General features: G+C 62.6%; 11 protein-coding genes. 3 read left to right on the forward strand and 8 right to left on the reverse strand.

Translation table 11 applies throughout. The features are described 5' to 3' along the window. Nucleotides 1-45: 45 nt before the first annotated feature. Nucleotides 46-1,320 carry an MFS transporter gene (locus tag ACYU8T_RS15685; protein WP_461160203.1) on the reverse strand — a complete coding sequence of 425 codons (1,275 nt, stop codon included), beginning with the start codon at nucleotides 1,318-1,320 and terminating at the stop codon, nucleotides 46-48. A 313-nt stretch (nucleotides 1,321-1,633) separates the two neighbouring features. Here ACYU8T_RS15685 and ACYU8T_RS15690 point away from each other — a divergent pair, with 313 nt between their 5' ends. Continuing rightward, nucleotides 1,634-2,680 carry a hypothetical protein gene (locus ACYU8T_RS15690; protein ID WP_461160204.1) on the forward strand — a complete coding sequence of 349 codons (1,047 nt, stop codon included), beginning with the start codon at nucleotides 1,634-1,636 and terminating at the stop codon, nucleotides 2,678-2,680. A gap of 151 nt (nucleotides 2,681-2,831) precedes the next feature. Here ACYU8T_RS15690 and ACYU8T_RS15695 read toward each other — a convergent pair whose 3' ends face one another. Then, nucleotides 2,832-5,135, reverse strand: a complete 2,304-nt coding sequence (locus ACYU8T_RS15695; RefSeq protein WP_461160205.1) for a TonB-dependent receptor — start codon at nucleotides 5,133-5,135, stop codon at nucleotides 2,832-2,834. A gap of 447 nt (nucleotides 5,136-5,582) precedes the next feature. Continuing rightward, on the reverse strand, nucleotides 5,583-6,566 hold the full coding sequence (locus ACYU8T_RS15700) for an alpha/beta hydrolase (protein ID WP_461160206.1): 984 nt from the start codon (nucleotides 6,564-6,566) through the stop codon (nucleotides 5,583-5,585). A gap of 177 nt (nucleotides 6,567-6,743) precedes the next feature. Here ACYU8T_RS15700 and putA point away from each other — a divergent pair, with 177 nt between their 5' ends. After that, entirely contained in the window at nucleotides 6,744-10,349 is a 3,606-nt protein-coding gene (gene putA / locus ACYU8T_RS15705; RefSeq protein WP_461160207.1) for a trifunctional transcriptional regulator/proline dehydrogenase/L-glutamate gamma-semialdehyde dehydrogenase, read from the forward strand. 40 nt (nucleotides 10,350-10,389) lie between these two features. Here the strand turns inward: putA and ACYU8T_RS15710 are convergent, their stop codons facing one another. The 5 genes from ACYU8T_RS15710 to ACYU8T_RS15730 all read right to left on the reverse strand — a co-directional run bounded on the left by ACYU8T_RS15710 (nucleotide 10,390) and on the right by ACYU8T_RS15730 (nucleotide 17,186). After that, nucleotides 10,390-12,024: an FAD-binding protein gene (locus ACYU8T_RS15710; protein WP_461160208.1), complete on the reverse strand. Its 1,635-nt coding sequence runs from the start codon at nucleotides 12,022-12,024 to the stop codon at nucleotides 10,390-10,392. 114 nt (nucleotides 12,025-12,138) lie between these two features. Beyond that, nucleotides 12,139-12,591, reverse strand: coding sequence for a MaoC family dehydratase (locus ACYU8T_RS15715; RefSeq protein WP_461160209.1), 453 nt, complete (start codon nucleotides 12,589-12,591; stop codon nucleotides 12,139-12,141). Further along, nucleotides 12,591-14,435: an acetyl/propionyl/methylcrotonyl-CoA carboxylase subunit alpha gene (locus ACYU8T_RS15720; RefSeq protein ID WP_461160210.1), complete on the reverse strand. Its 1,845-nt coding sequence runs from the start codon at nucleotides 14,433-14,435 to the stop codon at nucleotides 12,591-12,593. The genes ACYU8T_RS15715 and ACYU8T_RS15720 overlap by 1 nt, the downstream gene beginning before the upstream one ends. 4 nt (nucleotides 14,436-14,439) lie before the next feature. Then, entirely contained in the window at nucleotides 14,440-16,041 is a 1,602-nt protein-coding gene (locus ACYU8T_RS15725) for a carboxyl transferase domain-containing protein (RefSeq protein ID WP_461160211.1), read from the reverse strand. Further along, nucleotides 16,038-17,186 (reverse strand): isovaleryl-CoA dehydrogenase, encoded by a 1,149-nt coding sequence (locus tag ACYU8T_RS15730; RefSeq protein ID WP_461160212.1) that lies wholly within the window; start codon nucleotides 17,184-17,186, stop codon nucleotides 16,038-16,040. Before ACYU8T_RS15730 ends, ACYU8T_RS15725 begins: the two co-directional genes overlap by 4 nt. A 128-nt stretch (nucleotides 17,187-17,314) precedes the next feature. Between ACYU8T_RS15730 and ACYU8T_RS15735 the strand changes: the two genes are divergently transcribed. After that, complete coding sequence (locus ACYU8T_RS15735; RefSeq protein ID WP_461160213.1) at nucleotides 17,315-18,208, forward strand: LysR family transcriptional regulator; 894 nt, start codon at nucleotides 17,315-17,317, stop codon at nucleotides 18,206-18,208. The last annotated feature ends 6 nt before the right edge of the window (nucleotides 18,209-18,214 follow it).

The raw sequence follows: 18,214 nt of genomic DNA on the forward strand, positions 1-18,214 counted from the left end.
AGCGGTCGACCGGCAGCCTGAAATGTTCCGGATGGCTGGAAGAATTCAGGTCGGGTTGACGGGCGACAGGACGGCTTCCGGCATGTCGCTCCCCGATCCACCGTTGCGCGCAAGATATCTGCTGATGCCGAAGAATATGGCGGCCGCCGCGCCGCTGGCTATCACCACTGCGATGAAGACGGGTTCATAATTGCCCGCATAGTCGCGCAGCCAACCAGCGGCGGGAGACATGAGGAAGGTGAAGGGAAGCGTCATGACGCCCAGCAGGCCGAGCACTTTCGGCAGCGCCTCGGCCCCATAGATCTGCACCACCAGCGCGTTGAGCGGCGGGAACACCGATGCACCGCACAGACCTATGAGGAACGAAGAAACAACCAGGGCAGGCATCCATCCGGTAATCGCCAGAAGGACCCAGGCGATGGCGAAGCCTACTCCGGCCAGACCCAGCGTATTGGCAGCACCGATGCGGTCGCAGGCATAGCCGGAAAACAGGGAACCCATGATGCTCGACGCGCCGGACACAGCGAGCAACATGGCTCCTGCCTCCATCGACGCCTTATATTCCGTGACGATTGGCAAAATGTGCGCGCCCCCGGTAATAGCGGTGCCGTTCAGGATGCCGTCTGCCACCGCGATCATCCAGAACATCGCGCCGCCAAGGATGACGATATGGCGAGAACCCAAGCCCGGGCTTTCGGCAGGCCCTTGATCGTCCAGCGCCTCCATCGGCGGATCGACCACGCCCAGCATCAAGGGCAGCAGCAACAGGTGCAGGGCGGCAAGCGAGAGAAAGAAGACCTTCAGCCCATAAGTCTGGACGATGCTGACGCCCACCACCGGAATGACTGTCGTAAACAGGGGCAGATAGGTGATGCCCATCACCTTGCCGCGCGCTTCGGGATACCAGCCGCCCGCCAGTACAGCTGGCGGAAGGGCGGCAAACAAGGCCGCGCCAGGTCCGATCAGAAGACCACAGGCCGCGAGTGCGAACAGCATGCTCGGCGCATAGGCAAGGGAGATATATCCGATGAGGGAGAGCAGCACTCCTGCCGGCATGATCCGCCGCAGACCCCAGCGGGCGATGGCACCCGCGATCAGCGGGCCGAACGCAGTCATGGAAAGAACGGCAAGGGAAAGCGCCATCGCCGCCATGCCCAAAGATGCGCCATAACGATCCTGCAGCGCGAGAACGGTTATGGCCAACCCGCCGAAAGCGCAGCCGGTGCCGGTATTCTGCGCAAGCATGGCGCGAACCAGCATGCCGCGTCTCAGTCGCGCCGTTCCCGTATCAAATGCATCCGCGCGCACATGTTCCATCATGCAGTAACCGCCTTATCCGACCGGCGGGCATCCCGCGGCCGTTCCAACATTTTCCGGAAGACGGCACTCGCTTCACTCAACTCGCGCACTGCTTTCCCGAAGCCCGCGGAATTGTTGGTCCACGTCAACCTTTAGTCAAGCCCCTCTTTTCACTCTCGGCGAGGACATGACCTTTGCAGCACGGGATTGACAATCGTTGAGCTTTGTCCACTCTTTCCCGGCGCGGGATTTAGGCTGTCAGGGCGCAGCGATCCGCAGCGCCGCAATTTTGTGCGCCAGTTAGAAGAAGCCTTCGGGCTATGAGGAAACGGCCATGAACAACAACGCATTCCTGCGACCCGTCGCAGAGCCGCAGCTGGTAGAAGCCGCGTTCAGCGAGGATCAGCGCCAGAGGCTTTTCAACGTCATGCGCGACAAAGGTCCGTGGAAAACGATCCTGTCGCAGGAGTTCTCTTCCCCTGAAGAAGTGATCGCCACGACGTCGGGAAGCCTTCCCGAAGGCTTTGTGCCCACATGGGACATGTTCCTGAGCCCCGTGTTCCGCGCGACCCTGGGACGCGGCCATGCCAGCCTCTACCCCGAAATCGAGGATTGCTTCCTCAATTTCAAGTTCCTTGAACTGGTGCGCGGCTATTGGAACGCCAAATATGCGACGCCGAACCTGATGCTCTGCAACATCCAGGGTCCTTCGGGTTCGGGCGGCACGCCTCACGTCGATGGCGCTGACTTCCGCGGCATCACGATTCAGAATTCTCCGTCCTGGCTCGTCGGACTGATGACCAAATCAGGGCTGTTCCGCGAGTGGCAGATCAAGAAGGCGCAGGTTCTGACCTGGTATTATAAGGGGCAGATCGGCGGGGGATTCACTTACTGGCCCGATGGTCCTCAGGGCCAGCCCAAGCAGCTGTACGCGCCGATGTGGGGGCGTGCCGCCGTGGTCGAGAATGAGGTCATGTATCATGGCGCCAACTCCTGTGGTCCGGAGCATATGCGCAGGCCCCAGGGCCTGGCGATCGACTCCGTCATCGCAGCCGATCCGTCATCCATCGACTGGCAGATCAAGACCGATGGCAAGGTCATCCAGCAGCTGCCCGCCGACGAAGTCCGGTTCCTGGTCCATTGGGGAGCGGACATTTTCATGGACCTGGATGAAATGTCGCTGGTGCTCGATCATAGCGATGACCTGTCGCAAGAGCGGGTGTTCGACATCTTTCTGTCGGAACTGCGCGCTCGCGGCGTCCCGTTCAAGATGCCGACGGACCCGCTGCACGACGGGGAGTTCATCCAGTTGCTTACCGCCCATTTCGATCCCGGCCTACCCACGATCATGCCGCCGGAATATGGCCTGGCGGCTGAATAGGACCTAAGGACAGGCACGCGGCTGCCCCGCATGCCGCCGCCCTTACCGAAGATCGAAGAGAGGGCCCGCAGCTTGCGCAGCGGGCCCTCTCTTTTGCCTTGGCTCTGAGATTCACCATGATGCCCGCCCCCTGTTGGGGGCGAGCCCATGATCAGAAGGAAAGCCGCGTCTGAATACCGAATTCACGGCGCTGATCATAATTGATCGCCGTGTAGCCAGTCGGCGTGCCGAACAGGTCGAAGATTTGGCCCGGATCGACATTGTCCCGGCGCTGGTCGAAGACATTGCGCACGAAGAAGTTCACCTCCGCACCGATCGGCGTCCTGACGCCCGCGAACGCATCCAGCTTGAAGGAATTGGGGTAGCGGATGTTGGAGTTCGGGTTGACCCGCTTGCCTTGATAGCGGCCCAACAGGCGCACGAAGGTCTGGAAATCGTCCGGCAGATCTATGCTATATTCCGTGTTGAACGACGCCTGGAACTTGGGCAGCGCGGACAAGGCGCTGTTGGACGAACAAACGCTGTAATAGCGCCCGGGTTGTACTGCGGGTGCTCCGCCGAAGTCGGGGTTGCCGTCATTGTTATAGTCGTTGCAGGGAATTTCTGCATTGTCATATTTGGCGTCAGTATAGGATGCCGAAAGCTGAGCATTCCAGTTGCGCGTGATCTGCCCGCGCAGCTCCATTTCAACACCGCGCACGATTGCATCACCATTATAGGTCAAGTTGGTGGCGGAACATCCGTTCTGAGTCCCCGGTGTCGAGGGATCATAGTCACAGGCGATGCCGTTGACGCGATTAATGAAGTTGTTGAACTTTTGGTAGAAGGCCGCCACGGCATAGGTCAGGCGATTATTGAACAATGTGCCTTTCGCGCCGACTTCGAATGAATCGGATTTTTCCGGGCTCCATCTGAAGAGGGAGGTGGGAATGCGATTCTGCCCTCCATTAGTGGCAGCCTCGGTCGTGTCAAACCCGCCGGGGCGATAGGCACGTCCGTAATTGCCATAAACGATCAGGCTGTCGGAAAACTCATGCTTGTAGCTCGCCGTGCCAGTCCAGGCGTCATATTTTGAGGGATTGGTCGGGTCATTGATCTCGTTGGTTGAATAGCGCAGGCCGACGTCCAGCGTGTCCTTGTCAGTGAAGTTGAAGGTCTGCGTCGTGAAATAACCCCGATCATGCGATTTCGTCGGAGTGCCTCCGCCCAACGCCAGACAAGGCAAGCCGAACCCGGCCAGTGGTCCGGGCGTAGCTTCGCAGTCACCGTTCGCACCCGTATAGTCGACGAGGCCAGTGAAAGGCGACTTCACGTCGTTGAAGTAAACACCGAAGCGGTAGATCCAGAAATGATCCCCAGTCCGCTCGAACCGCAGTTCGTTCGTCAAGGTCTTCGTCTTGATGTCGATCCGCTGGAACAGCTGAACCGGGAGTCGGAACCCAGGACCGAACGAGAGCAGCCCGTTGCCAAGATCAAGATCGCGCACAGTGTTGAAGTCGTTGTTCTGATAGCTTCCGATGTAGCTGAGCAAATGCCCGCCGAAATCATAGCTTGCATTGACGATGGTGGCGCGTCCCTTTGTGACGAACAGATTGTCGCCATCAGTGATCGCGGCGCGGTCATCCGGGCCGATAAAGCCGAACTCACCAACAGGCGCACCTTCCGCGCTGACTACGGGGCGGAGCTGCCTGACCTTCGAGCGGAATTGCTGGTGCATCACGAGGATGTCGAGATTTTCTGTCGGATGCAGCAGCAAGGATATGCGACCGGCGTAAGAGCGGGAGCGGTCGGTGTCGCCCGTGAGGATGTTCCTCACGCCATTCCCATAATTGAGGTCGTAAAGGCCCGCGACGCGAAGGCCGACCTTGTCCGTCACCACGGGGATGCTGACGCCGCCCTGCAAATTGACGGCCTCGCGATCGCTATAGCTTGCGCTACCGCTTACCTCGAACTTCTGCAGGCTGGGCTGGCGCGTGCCGATCAATATCGCGCCGGACGGACCCGTCCCGCCCCGCAGTGTGCCCTGGGGACCACGAAGCACCTGGATGGACCCGATGTCGAATTGAGCCTGAAGCGCCTGTGTGGGATCGAACGGGACTTCATTGAGATAGATGTCGACCGACCGGTTCGTCTGGCTGTCCTGATCGAATGCCACGCCGCGCAAAGACACGGCCTGCTGACGCCCGTCGCCCGACGAGATCGACAGACCCGGCACGAACTTCGCGACATCTTCAAAGCGCGTGATGTTGAAGCGCTCCAGCTGTTCGCCGTTGACCACATTGACGGTCTGCGGCGTGTCAATCAGACGCTCGACGCGCTTCTGCGCCGTCACCACGATATCGGCGGCGTTACCGCTACCCGCGGCTGCTTCGACGTTCTGCACCTGCGTTGCCGGCTGCGCGAAAGCGGGCGCGCTCGTCAGCATCGTACCAATTAAAAATAGAGCTTTCCTCACATTCATCCTCCCTGAATTTGCCCGATATGAAGCCGGGTTTTTATGGCCTTCCCAGCTGTCTCAACCTGCAAGACAGCGTTGTCACGATTCCGCCAGAGAATTCCGGACGACTGAGCCTTGCCCCAGCGCCCGGATGGCCAAACCCATTCTGTTTACTTCAGCATCTCTCTCCTGCCCGCAGCGATAAGGGCAGATTTACTCGAAATCAAGTCGATGGCGTTCGATTTCAAGCTATGTGAGTAACTAATGGCCTAATCAAATCCCCGTTGACGCTGTCGTTGCCTTGTCACGTCCGAGCAAGGCAGCATCATTTACATGGGTCGGCAAGATCAATTCTTGAAGCTGTACCGTAACTTAAAGCCGAACCGGCCCACGCCGCAGAAAGGGCTAGGCCTTCAGCGATGCGCCGCACGCCCGCTCCGCCTGAAGCCTATGCCCTCCCAGGCATCAGCCTTCCGACCTGTCGATGTCGGCCAGGAACTCCACCATGCGGGCACTGACTTCGGCCGCGCGCTCCATCTGGAGCATATGTCCAGCTTTGGGCAGGATCTCGACGCGGCGCAGGTCGGCATATTGGCTTGGCAATTTCGCCAATGGATCGTCACCATGGAAAGCTTCCATGTCCGTGTCATTCTCGCTTGTCAGGAAATAGAAGGGCACGGGGTTGGGTATATTCTCGAACTTGCGGCGATAGGCCCAGCGCAGGTCCATGGCGCGATACCAGTTCAGCCCGCCCAGAAAGCCGGATCGGGCATAGTCGCTCACGAAAAACTCAAGCTCCAACTCGCTCAGCCAGGGCCATGGCAATGGCGGCGCTTCGGGCAGGGCATCGAGATAGGATGTGCCGGGCGGGTGCTTCCAAACGTCGACATAGTGATAATCGCCGGAGAGCGCATAAAAGACCCGCTTCAGAAACGCGCGCGGTTCTGCATCGAGCGCGGCTTCGGCAACGCCCGGCTGCCGGGTGAAATAGTCGAGATGATAGAAATGCTTTTTCGCCACGTCGCGGGCGGCGGTCAGCGGCGAGCAGTCCGGGTCATGAGGCCAGGCCGGATTGCCCAGTCCGATGATCGCCCGCATGCGTTCGGGCCAGTGATAGGCCATGTCGTAAATGGCGAAGAGCCCGAAATCCAGCCCGGCAAAGACGGCCCGTTCCTCGCCAAGATGGTCGAGCAAGCCGACGAGATCGCCCATCGTATGCTGAACGTCATAGGCTTCCACTTCGATCGGGGCGCTTGTCTGCCCCATGCCGCGCAGATCGAAGGCGACGACGCGATATCCCGCGGCGGCGACGGCCGCGATCTGGTGCCGCCAGCTGAACCAGCTGTGCGGAAATCCGTGCGCCAGCACCACCAGCGGCCCCTGACCCTGCTCGACATAATGCATGGTGAGGCCATTGATATCGGCCCAATGATGCCGCCACTCAGCCATTGGCCTCTCCTCCCTAGGGCAGCAGTTTCTTGCCCGGACGCCAGTAACTACACGCTCGCGCTCGCATGCGCAAAGCGGGACTAGCTCACTTGCTGTACATTTTGCGTTGCGGGAAGTCGGAATTCAGGGCGTTCTATCCCTATATGACGCCTAAGATCTTTGGATAATTTGCTGGCCATGCCCCATCACGCCGTCTTCGACGCCTTCGCGCCCCCGATCCGCTCGCAAAGCCCGCTTCGGCAGGCGATCACGGCCGCCTATCGCCGCGATGAAGCGGCATGCGTGGCGCCGCTGCTGGAGGCCGCAACTTTGGATGGGCCGGACCGGGAAGCGATCAGGCAAATCGCCCGCCAGCTGGTGACGACGCTCCGCGTCCACCGCAGCGGCAGCGGCGTGGAAGCGCTGATCCAGGAATATTCGCTGTCCAGCGAAGAGGGCGTCGCGCTGATGTGCCTTGCCGAGGCATTGCTGCGTATTCCTGACGACGCGACCCGGGACGCGCTGATCCGCGACAAGCTGGCTGGCGGCGACTGGAGCGCCCATGTGGGCGGTGGCAAATCGTTGTTCGTCAATGCGGCCACATGGGGGCTGGTCGTCACGGGCAAGCTGGTCGGCAGCGTCGATGACCGTGGGCTTGGCGCCGCGCTGACGCGTCTGGTGGCGCGCGCCGGGGAGCCGGTGATCCGCCGTGGCGTCGATCTCGCCATGCGGATGATGGGCGAACAGTTCGTCACTGGCGAGACAATCGCGCAGGCCTTGAAGCGCGCGCGAAGCCTGGAGACGAAGGGCTTTCGCTACAGCTATGACATGCTGGGCGAGGCAGCGGCGACCGCTGGGGATGCCGACCGCTATCATGCCGACTATGAACGCGCCATCCACGCGATCGGAAAGGCGGCCGGTGGGCGCGGCATCTATGAAGGGCCCGGCATTTCGATCAAGCTGTCCGCGCTTCAGCCGCGCTATGTCCGTGCGCAGGCGGAACGGATCATGGGCGAACTGCTGCCCCGGGTGAGGCAGCTGGCCCTGCTCGCCAAGCGCTATGACATCGGCCTTAATATCGATGCCGAGGAAATGGACCGGCTCGAACTTTCGCTCGACCTTCTCGAAAGCCTGGCAACCGATCGCGACCTTGCCGGATGGGACGGCCTGGGCTTCGTCATCCAGGCCTATGGCAAGCGTTGCCCGTTCGTGATCGACTGGATCATCGACCTTGCCCGGCGTTCCGGGCGCCGCATCATGGTTCGTCTGGTAAAAGGCGCCTATTGGGACGCGGAGATCAAGCGGGCGCAAGTGGACGGCCTTGCCGACTTCCCGGTCTATACGCGCAAGGTGCATACCGACGTCGCCTATATCGCTTGCGCGCAAAAGCTGCTTGCGGCACCGGACGCAGTCTTCCCGCAGTTCGCGACGCATAATGCCCAGACGCTCGCGACCATCTACCGCATCGCCGGGCCGGATTTCAGGAGCGGCCAATATGAGTTCCAGTGCCTGCATGGCATGGGCGAGCCGCTGTACGAGCAGGTGGTGGGCAAGGACAAGCTTGACCGGCCGTGCCGCATCTATGCGCCGGTGGGCACGCATGAGACGCTGCTTGCCTATCTTGTCCGCCGCCTGCTTGAAAATGGCGCCAATTCCTCCTTCGTCCACCGCATCGGCGATCCGGCGGTTCGGCTGGAAGATCTGACCGCTGATCCAGTCGAACTGGTCCGCGCCATGCCCCATCCAGGAGCCAGGCATGACCAGATAGCGTTGCCTGCCCATATCTATCCCGATCGCCGCAATTCGGCGGGTTTCGACTTGAGCGACGAAACAACGCTCGCCGCCCTGTCGCTGGCCCTTCGTGAAAGCGCAGAGATCGGCTGGACGGCGGCCCCGACTTTCGGGTCAGGCGAAGAGCGAGCGATCGTCAATCCCGCCGATCATCGGGACAGGGTCGGCACGGTGATGGAAGTGGCGGCGGAAGATGCCGCCGCCCTTGTCGCCCACGCCGCCTCATCGGATTGGGGCAGCAAACCCGTGGAGGAGCGCGCAGCGATATTGGAGCGCGCAGCCGATGCGATGCAGGCGCGCATGCCGATCCTGCTCGGCCTGCTGATCCGGGAGGCTGGAAAATCGCTTCCCAATGCCATCGCGGAAGTGCGCGAGGCGATCGATTTCCTGCGCTATTATGCAGTGCAGGCACGCACCAGCTTCGGCGCCGAGCAGCAGCCCTTGGGCCCCATCATCTGCATCAGTCCATGGAATTTCCCCCTGGCGATCTTCACCGGGCAAGTCGCCGCCGCTCTGGTCGCGGGCAATCCTGTGCTCGCCAAACCGGCGGGCCAGACGCCGTTGATCGCGGCGGAGGCCGTGCGCCTGCTGCACGAGGCGGGCGTACCGGCCCATGCCCTTCAGCTGACCCCCGGCGATGGGCTGTTGGGCAGCGCCCTTGTGGCCGCGCCGGACACGGCAGGCGTCATGTTCACCGGCTCAACCGCTGTCGCGCGGATGATACAGGGCGAGCTTGCAAAGCGGCTATCCCCTGCGGGACGCCCTGTCCCGCTGGTTGCCGAAACGGGCGGCCAGAATGCGATGATCGTCGATTCATCCGCCCTTGCAGAACAGGTGGTGGCGGATGTGCTGGTGTCGGCCTTCGACAGCGCTGGCCAGCGCTGCTCCGCGCTTCGTGTGCTGTGCCTGCAGGAAGAGGTGGCGGATCGCATCCTCCTGATGCTGAAAGGTGCACTGCGTGAAATGCGGGTCGGCCGGCCCGACGCGCTGAAGGTCGACATCGGTCCGGTGATCACAGAGCAGGCCAAGGCCGGGATCGAAAAACACATCGCCAGGATGCGCGAGCGCGGCGCGCATGTCGATCAACTCGCCCTTCCTGTCGAGGCGGCGCATGGCAGCTTCGTCGCGCCGACAATCATCGAAATCGGCGATATCGCCGAGCTTGAACAAGAAGTTTTCGGCCCCGTCCTGCATGTCGTGCGGTTCCGGCGCGAGCGGCTGGATGCGCTGATCGATGCGATCAATGCGACTGGCTATGGCCTGACCTTCGGCCTGCACACCCGACTGGATGAGACCATCGATCATGTCACGGCGCGCGTTCAGGCGGGCAATCTCTATGTGAACCGCAACATGATCGGCGCGATCGTGGGCGTCCAGCCGTTCGGCGGGCGGGGGCTGTCGGGAACAGGCCCAAAGGCGGGCGGGCCGCTCTACCTTGGCAGGCTGGTGGCACGGCCGCCCGTCCTGCGTCACCGGGAACGGGGTGCCGCTTCGCCGATCCATGATTTCGCCGACTGGCTGGAAGCGAAGGGCGAATGGGCCAGCGCGGCAAAAGCTCGCGACTATGCCGCTGCCTCTGCGCTGGGAACCAAGCTTGCGCTGCCCGGGCCGGTGGGGGAAAGCAACCTCTACAGCCTTCACCCCCGTGGCCGCATAGGGATGAAGCCCCAGACGCCGCATGGCTTGTTCGAACAGATGGCGGCGGTGCTGGCGACCGGCAACCAGGGCGTGGTCGAAGAGCCGCTGCCTGACGATCTGCCGCCCCATGTCGCCGCTGCATTTTCCGCTTGGGCGGACGGCCCCTGTTCCGTCGTCCTGGTGGAAGGCGACGGAATGACGGTCGCCCGGGCGGTCGCCGAAGCCGCGGCGATGCCCGGGCCGATCATCCCGGTCCATGCCGCCGACCAGGACCAGCCCCTCGCCTATCATTGCGACTGGTTGCTCGAAGAGGTGTCGATATCGATCAACACCACTGCCGCTGGCGGGAACGCCAGTCTGATGATGATCGGCTGATGTGCGCGTGATTTAGAGCCGCCATGGCTCGGCGAAAGGCTTACCCGGCCCTTGTGGCGGCATGCTTCCCGGCGATCCAGGCAAATACCATGGATGGCCCCAGCGTTGCGCCCGCGCCCGGATAGGTCCGGCCCATCACTGGCGCGGCGCAGTTGCCAGCGGCGTAAAGTCCTTCGATCACGCTGCCATCCGCGCGAAGGACCCGCGCATGTTCGTCCGCCATCAACCCGCCCTTGGTGCTGAGATCGCCCGGATAGAAGCGGGTGGCGTAAAATGGTGCTTTGTCGATCAGGCCGAAGGAGGGATTGGGCCGGTTGTTGGGATCGCCATAATATTGATCATAGACATTGTCGCCACGGCCGAAATCTTCGTCGACGCCCTTTTGCGCCATGGCGTTTACGCGTTGCACCGTCCGGTTCAATCCCTCCGCGTCGATGCCGCATTTCTCCGCCAGTTCGCCAAGCGTCGGCGCCTTTATGAAGAAGCCGCTCTTCAAAAATTCGCCATTCACTCCCGGAGGCGTGGAGCCGAAGAAATAGCGGCTGCGATAGCGGTTGTCGAAGATGAGCCAGCTTGGAACCGCGCTGACGCTCTTGTCACGGTCCAGCATGGCACGGCCCGCATTCACATAGGACGCCGCTTCGTTCGTGTAGCGCTGGCCGGACGCATCGACGATGATCGATCCGGGCAAGGTGCGCTCCCAGATCCCGGCATTGATGGTGCCATCGGGCAGGATCGATACCGGATACCAGGTGGCCGCGTCCATCAGCGCGAGATCGGCGCCAGCCTGTGCCCCGATCTGCTGGCCATCGCCCGTGTCGTCGGGGCTGGCCGGGCTCCATCGGCCGTCCACTTCCTGAAACTGCCTGCGATAGCTGCTGTTCTTTGCGAAGCCGCCGGTGGCGAGCAACACGCCGTGCGGGGCCATGAACCGTTGTTCGGCAGGCCCTTCGCCCGCGACCACGCCCACGACCCGGTCGCCATCCTGAATCAGCGATTTGATCGGCGTATCAAGCAGGACGGGGATTCCCAGCCTTTGGACGATCGCCATCAGCTGCGCGACCAGCGTCGGGCCCATCGAAAGAGGTTCGCGCCCGCGCACCCGCCAGGCCAGCGTCCGCCCCATCATGCGCATGGCGGCGGAAAAGGACTTGAACGACCGCAGCATGGTGGGAACCTGGGGGGCGTCATCCGTGCTCATCACCATCGACGGCATGCCGGACGTGCGCATGGTTTTGAGCCAGCCCGCCAGTTTCTTCCCGTCGAAGCTCACTCCCTCCAGCGTGCGGCCGACGCGCGCGCCCGGCTGATCCTGGTGATAGTCGGGGTATCGCGGCGCCCGGCGCCAGCCCAGCCCCTGTGCTTCCAGGCCCCGGACCATGTCCGGACCGGCATTCAGATAAGCGGTCTTGCGTTCGCGGCTGCTGGCCGGGCCGACATCGCCGATGGTTGCTTCCATATAGGCGAGCGCGGCGTCGAAACTGTCTTCGATCCCGTCCCGCTGCATCAGGTGGTTGTTGGGAATCCAGACGCCGCCGCCAGAAAGAGCGCTGGTGCCGCCCCAGCAGGACGCCTTTTCGATGATGATCGGGTTGAGCCCGCTGAGCTTGGCGGAAATCGCACCCGCAAGGCCGCCCGCGCCCGTCCCCACCACGATAAAATCCGCTTTCGCCATCATCGAACGCCTTGCCCCTTTTCGCGGCTCTGCCGCTGCTAATCGCACTCTCGCGATCGATTCTGACAGTCCCTAACGTAAGGGCCTTTGGCGATGCAAGGAAATGGCGCAATTTCAGCTATTGCTGCCCTTGATCAAGGTCATCCGCAGGCATTGGCACACGATTTCGTCACGCTGGTTGATCATGCGGTGCGCGAAGGTGACAATTCCAGCGCCCGGACGGGACTTGCTGGCTTTTAGCTCCATCACCTCGGTTTCCGCGCGGAGCGTGTCGCCAATGAAGACCGGCTTTGGCATGACCAGCTTGTCATAGCCAAGGTTCGCGATCAGCGTGCCAAGCGTCGTGTCGCCAACCGTCAGGCCGATCATCAGCGCAAAGGTGAAGGTGCCGTTGACCAGGATCTGGCCAAACTCGCTCGCCTTGGCCGCCTCCACGTCGATGTGCAGCGGCTGCGGATTATGCGTCATCGTCGAAAAGAGGAGGTTGTCCGTCTCCGTCACAGTGCGGCGGATTTCATGGCGCAGCGTCTCGCCCACCTGCCACTGGTCGAAAAACTTGCCCGCCATCAGGCCGCATCCCCCTTCTCTATCTTCACCAGCAGCGCGCCCTCGCTCACCTGTCCGCCTTCGCTGGCGTTGAGCTGCGCGATCGTGCCGTCGAAGGGCGCGACGAGGCTATGTTCCATCTTCATCGCCTCCAGCGTCAAGAGCTTCTGCCCCTTGGTAACCGCCTCCCCCGCCGCGACAGCAACGGCGATGATGCGCCCCGGCATCGGCGAAAGGACCGCGCCGTCCGCCGCGTCCGCCCCCGCCGCTCCATCGGCGCGCCATGGCGCGAGGCGCCAGACCTGGCCGCCCTCCGCCACCAGCACATCGTCGGCACGATCGCCACCCTGACGCGGATCATAGGTGATCGTCACCGCCTCCCCATCCAGCAGGAACATGCCTTCGCGCCGCACCGGGGCGTTGAGGCGAAAGCCAGCGAGGCCGCCGCCCCGCGACAGGCTGGCGGCGGCATCGGCGAGCGCTTCCTCGCTTGGCCGGGCGGGCGGCATCAGCGCCTCGCCCGCACGCTCGATCAGCCCCGTGTCCAGCCGCGCGGCGGCGAAATCGGGATGCTCCAGCGCCTTCACGAGAAAAGCGGCATTGGTCTTGAGCGGCCAGACCGCGCTCTCATCCAGCGCCTGCGCCAGCGCTGATCGGGCGGCATCGCGGGTCGCGCCATGCGCAATGACCTTGGCGATCATCGGGTCGTAGAAAGGGGAAATTTCCGCGCCCTGATTCACACCGGTATCGACGCGCACGTTCCGGTCGCTGAGCTCAAAGACATCCAGTCTGCCGATCGAGGGCAGGAACCCCTTGGCCGGGTCCTCCGCATAGAGGCGCGCCTCCATCGCCCAGCCGTCGATCGACAGTTCCTCCTGGCTTTTCGGCAGCTTTTCTCCGCAAGCGACCCGAAGCTGCCATTCGACCAGGTCCTGGCCCGTGATCGCTTCGGTGACGGGATGCTCGACCTGCAACCGCGTGTTCATCTCCATGAACCAGATGCGGTCGGCCTTCAGACCCTCCGAACCATCGGCGATGAATTCGATCGTGCCCGCGCCGGCATAGTTTACCGCCTTCGCCGCATTCACCGCCGCCCGGCAGACCGCAGCGCGCGTGTCCGCATCCATCCAGGGTGCGGGTGCTTCCTCGATCACCTTCTGGTGACGGCGCTGGAGCGAGCAGTCGCGTTCGAACAGATGGACGACATTGCCATGAACGTCGCCGAATATCTGCACCTCGATATGGCGCGGGTTGGTGATCCACTTTTCCAGCAGCACGGCGTCATTGCCGAAGCTCGACGCCGCCTCGCGCTGGCAGGAGAGCAGCGCGTCGGCAAAGTCTGCGGCGCTTTCGACCTTGCGCATGCCCTTGCCGCCGCCGCCCGCCACCGCCTTGATGAGGACGGGATAGCCGATCGCGTCCGCCTCTTGCCTCAGCCGCTCCGGGGACTGATCGTCGCCCAGATAGCCGGGCGTGGTCGGCACTCCCGCATCCTGCATCAGCGTCTTGGCCGCGTCCTTCAGCCCCATGGCGGTAATCGAAGAAGGATTGGGCCCGACCCAGATCAGTCCCGCATCAATGACGGCCTGCGCAAACGCGGCATTTTCCGACAGGAAGCCATAGCCCGGATGGATCGCCTCCGCGCCGGTTTGCCTGGCCGCGGCGATGATCCTTTCGCCCAGCAGATAGGATTCCCGAACCGGCGACGGCCCGATATGCACCGCCTCGTCGGCGGAGCGAACATGCAGCGCTTCCGCGTCGGCATCGGAATAGACCGCGACGGTGCGGATGCCCAGCCGCCGCGCGGTGCGGATGATCCGGCAAGCGATTTCGCCGCGATTGGCGATCAGAAGAGACTGGATCATCGGATCACATCCTGAAGATGCCGAACTGCGGCCGCTGAGCGATCGGCGCGTTCAGCGTCGCGGCGAAGGCGAGGCCCAGTACGTCGCGGGTCTGCGCCGGATCGACGATGCCATCGTCCCACAGCCGCGCGGTGGCATAATAGGGATTGCCTTCCTGCTCATATTTTTCGCGGATCGGCGTCTTGAAGGCTTCGGCTTGCTCGGGCGACCATTTGGCCGCATCGCGATGCACGGTGGCGAGTACCGACGCGGCCTGCTCCCCGCCCATCACCGAGATGCGCGCATTGGGCCAGGTGAAGAGGAAGCGCGGCTGATAGGCCCGGCCGCACATGCCGTAATTGCCCGCGCCGAAGCTGCCGCCGATCAGCAGCGTGATCTTGGGCACCTGCGCCGTCGCGACCGCCGTCACCAGCTTCGCGCCATTCTTGGCAATCCCCTCCGCCTCATATTTGCCGCCGACCATGAAGCCGGAGATATTCTGGAGGAACAGCAGCGGAATACGCCGCTGACAGGCAAGCTCGATGAAATGCGCGCCCTTCACCGCGCTCTCGCTGAACAGCACGCCATTATTGGCGAGGATCGCGACCGGCATGCCCCAGATATGCGCAAAGCCGCAGACGAGCGTGGTGCCGTAAAGCGCCTTGAATTCATGAAATTCGCTGCCGTCGACGATCCGCGCGATCACCTCGCGCACGTCATAGGGCGCCCGGACATCCTGTGGCACGATGCCGTAGAGATCGCGCGGATCATATTGGGGCGGCTTCACGTCGCGCAGATTGACGCCGGGCTTCAGGTCCGGCTGAAGCGTCGAAACGATGTCGCGCACGATCGAAAGCGCATGGTCGTCATTGTCCGCGACATGATCCACCACGCCGGACTTGCGGCCATGCAGGTCGCCGCCGCCCAGATCCTCGGCCGAAATGACTTCGCCCGTGGCCGCCTGCACCAGCGGCGGCCCGGCCAGGAAGATTGTGCCCTGATCGCGCACGATCACCGTTTCGTCGGACATAGCGGGGACATAGGCGCCGCCCGCCGTGCAGCTTCCCATCACGCAGGCGATTTGCGGGATGCCGCGCGCCGACAGGTTCGCCTGATTGTAGAAGATGCGGCCGAAATGCTCCTTGTCGGGGAAAACTTCCGCCTGGTTGGGCAGGTTCGCGCCGCCACTATCCACCAGATAAATGCAGGGCAGCCGGTTTTCGAACGCGATCTCCTGCGCGCGCAGATGCTTCTTCACGGTCAAGGGATAATAGGTGCCGCCCTTCACCGTCGCATCGTTGCAGACGATCATCACCTGACGGCCGGACACCCGCCCGATGCCCGTAATGATGCCCGCGCCCGGCACTTCGTCATGATAGAGGCCGTTGGCGGCAAGCTGGCCTATTTCCAGAAAGGGCGATCCTGGATCGAGCAGCCGTTCGACCCGATCGCGGGGCAGCAGCTTGCCGCGCGCCACATGTTTGGCACGGGCATTTTCCGAACCACCCAAGCCAGCGGCGGCGACCCTCTCACGCAGTTGCTCGGCCAGCTCGCGATTATGCGCGGCGTTCGCACGAAAGCCCTCTCCTGCCCGCGAAAGCTTCGTGTCCAGAACCGGCGCGCTCATGCCCCGATCAACTCCCGGCCGATCAGCATCCGGCGGATTTCATTGGTCCCCGCGCCGATATCCAGCAGCTTGGCGTCGCGCATGTAGCGTTCGACCGGCCAGTCCTTGGTATAGCCCGCCCCGCCCAGCGCCTGCACCGCTTCCAGCGCGGTCTTCATCGCATTTTCCGACGCCAGCAGGATCGCGCCCGCCGCATCGAAACGCGTCGTCCTGCCCGCGTCGCATGCCTTCGCCACGGCATAGACATAGGCCCGGGCGCTGTTGAGCGCGACATACATGTCCGCGATCTTCGCCTGCATCAGCTGGAACGCGCCGATCGGCTTTCCGAACTGCCTGCGCTCCCGGACATAGGGCAGCACCACGTCGAGGCAGGCCTGCATGATGCCGAGCTGGATGCCCGACAGCACGGTGCGCTCATAATCGAGCCCCGACATCAGCACACCCGCGCCGCCGTTCAACGGGCCCATGATATTCTCTTCCGGGACTTCGCAATCTTCGAACACCAGTTCCGATGTGGGCGATCCGCGCATGCCGACTTTCGCGATCTTCTGCCCGATCGAAAAGCCCTTCATCCCCTTTTCGACGATGAAGGTGGTGATGCCCTTCGATCCTTCGCCGGTCTTGGCGTAGACGATCAGCGTGTCGGCATAAGCCGCGTTGGTGATCCAGAATTTGGTGCCGTTGAGAATGTAGCGATCGCCCTTCTTCTGCGCCTTCAGCTTCATCGACACGACGTCGGAGCCCGCGCCCGTTTCCGACATGGCAAGGCTGCCGACATGCTCGCCAGAGATCAGCTTGGGCAGATATCTGGCCTTTTGCGCTTCATTGCCCCAACGGCGCAGTTGGTTGACGCAAAGGTTGGAATGCGCGCCATAGGACAGGCCGATGGAGGCCGATGCCCGCGCCACCTCCTCCTGTGCGACGACATGCTCCAGATAGCCAAGGCCAAGGCCGCCAAACTCCTCTTCCACCGTGATGCCGTGCAGGCCCAGATCGCCCATCGTGGTCCATAGTTCGTCGCGGGGAAACCAGTCCTTCTCATCGATCTCCGCCGCGAGGGGGGCGATCCTGTCAGCGGCAAAGCGGGCGGCGCTTTCCCGGATCATGTCGGCATTGTCGCCCAGGGCGAAATCGAAATCGGTCATGGAAAACTCTCCTGCCGCCATGCTTATCATCCCTTTGCCCAGGCGATAAATTGAAGTTTCGCCATCCATGCTATTAACGCTATCTATAATGATCAGACTCGATCCGAGGTCCGCGCTCCATATCCACGATGCTTGACCGCTATCTCCTCCGCTATTTTCTGGCCGTCGTGGATCAGGGCAATTTTTCGCGCGCCGCCGCGCATTGCAATGTGTCGCAACCCACGCTGTCGGTCGGGATCGCGAAATTGGAACGCACCCTCGGGACGCCGCTGTTCGTGCGAACCAACCAGCGCGTCGAACTGACCGAAGCGGGGAGCCGTTTCCTTGTCCATGCGCGCAGAATAGAGCGGGAATTCAACCTCGCCATTGGTTCGATGAGCCCGGCCGATCATCCACCAACCCTGCGGCTGGGCGTTCTGGGCAGCGTGCCGAGCGCGCTTGTGGCGCAGGCGGTCGCGGCGACACAACCGATGAAACAATACCGCTTCGAACTGATCTTCGGCAGCGAACGGGAACTGACCAGCCATTTGGCGAAAGGCCGGATCGACATGGCGTTGACCCTGGTCCAGCGCGGCGGCGAACGGTTCCTGGAAAAGCCGGTCTGCACCGAAGGCTATGCCCTGGCGATGCCCGCCGATCACCCCTTGGCCGGGCAAGAAAGCATCGCGGCAGAGGAACTGGCCAATGAGGTGATGATCGTTCGCCGTCATTGCGAGGCGCTGTCCGACACCAGCCGCCATTTCACCGAACGGGGCGTGCGGCCGCATTTCGCTTTGCGGTCCACTGATGACGATCGCGTCCTGAACCTGATCGCCGCGGGCCTGGGCATCACCGTGATGCCGCTCTGTTACCGGCGGGAGGGGGTCGCGCGCCCCCTCCTCGCAGGGTTCGACCTCAAGCGCACTCTGGGATGGGCTGCATCGGCGGAGGCGGAGCATCTGCTCAATGCGCCGCCTCCCCTGTTCCTGGCCATCGAACAGCAGCTGGCCGATCGCGGGACGGGATTTCCCCGACCCGCATAGGCTGCC

Source organism: Sphingobium sp. TomMM35A (assembly GCF_054771735.1).

Coding starts and splice junctions, on each gene's coding strand:
- ACYU8T_RS15685 (WP_461160203.1), bottom strand. CDS start 1,320: ATGATGGAACATGTGCGCGCGGATGCATTTGATACGGGAACGGCGCGA.
- ACYU8T_RS15690 (WP_461160204.1), top strand. CDS start 1,634: ATGAACAACAACGCATTCCTGCGACCCGTCGCAGAGCCGCAGCTGGTA.
- ACYU8T_RS15700 (WP_461160206.1), bottom strand. CDS start 6,566: ATGGCTGAGTGGCGGCATCATTGGGCCGATATCAATGGCCTCACCATG.
- putA (WP_461160207.1), top strand. CDS start 6,744: ATGCCCCATCACGCCGTCTTCGACGCCTTCGCGCCCCCGATCCGCTCG.
- ACYU8T_RS15710 (WP_461160208.1), bottom strand. CDS start 12,024: ATGGCGAAAGCGGATTTTATCGTGGTGGGGACGGGCGCGGGCGGCCTT.
- ACYU8T_RS15715 (WP_461160209.1), bottom strand. CDS start 12,591: ATGGCGGGCAAGTTTTTCGACCAGTGGCAGGTGGGCGAGACGCTGCGC.
- ACYU8T_RS15720 (WP_461160210.1), bottom strand. CDS start 14,435: ATGATCCAGTCTCTTCTGATCGCCAATCGCGGCGAAATCGCTTGCCGG.
- ACYU8T_RS15725 (WP_461160211.1), bottom strand. CDS start 16,041: ATGAGCGCGCCGGTTCTGGACACGAAGCTTTCGCGGGCAGGAGAGGGC.
- ACYU8T_RS15730 (WP_461160212.1), bottom strand. CDS start 17,186: ATGACCGATTTCGATTTCGCCCTGGGCGACAATGCCGACATGATCCGG.
- ACYU8T_RS15735 (WP_461160213.1), top strand. CDS start 17,315: ATGCTTGACCGCTATCTCCTCCGCTATTTTCTGGCCGTCGTGGATCAG.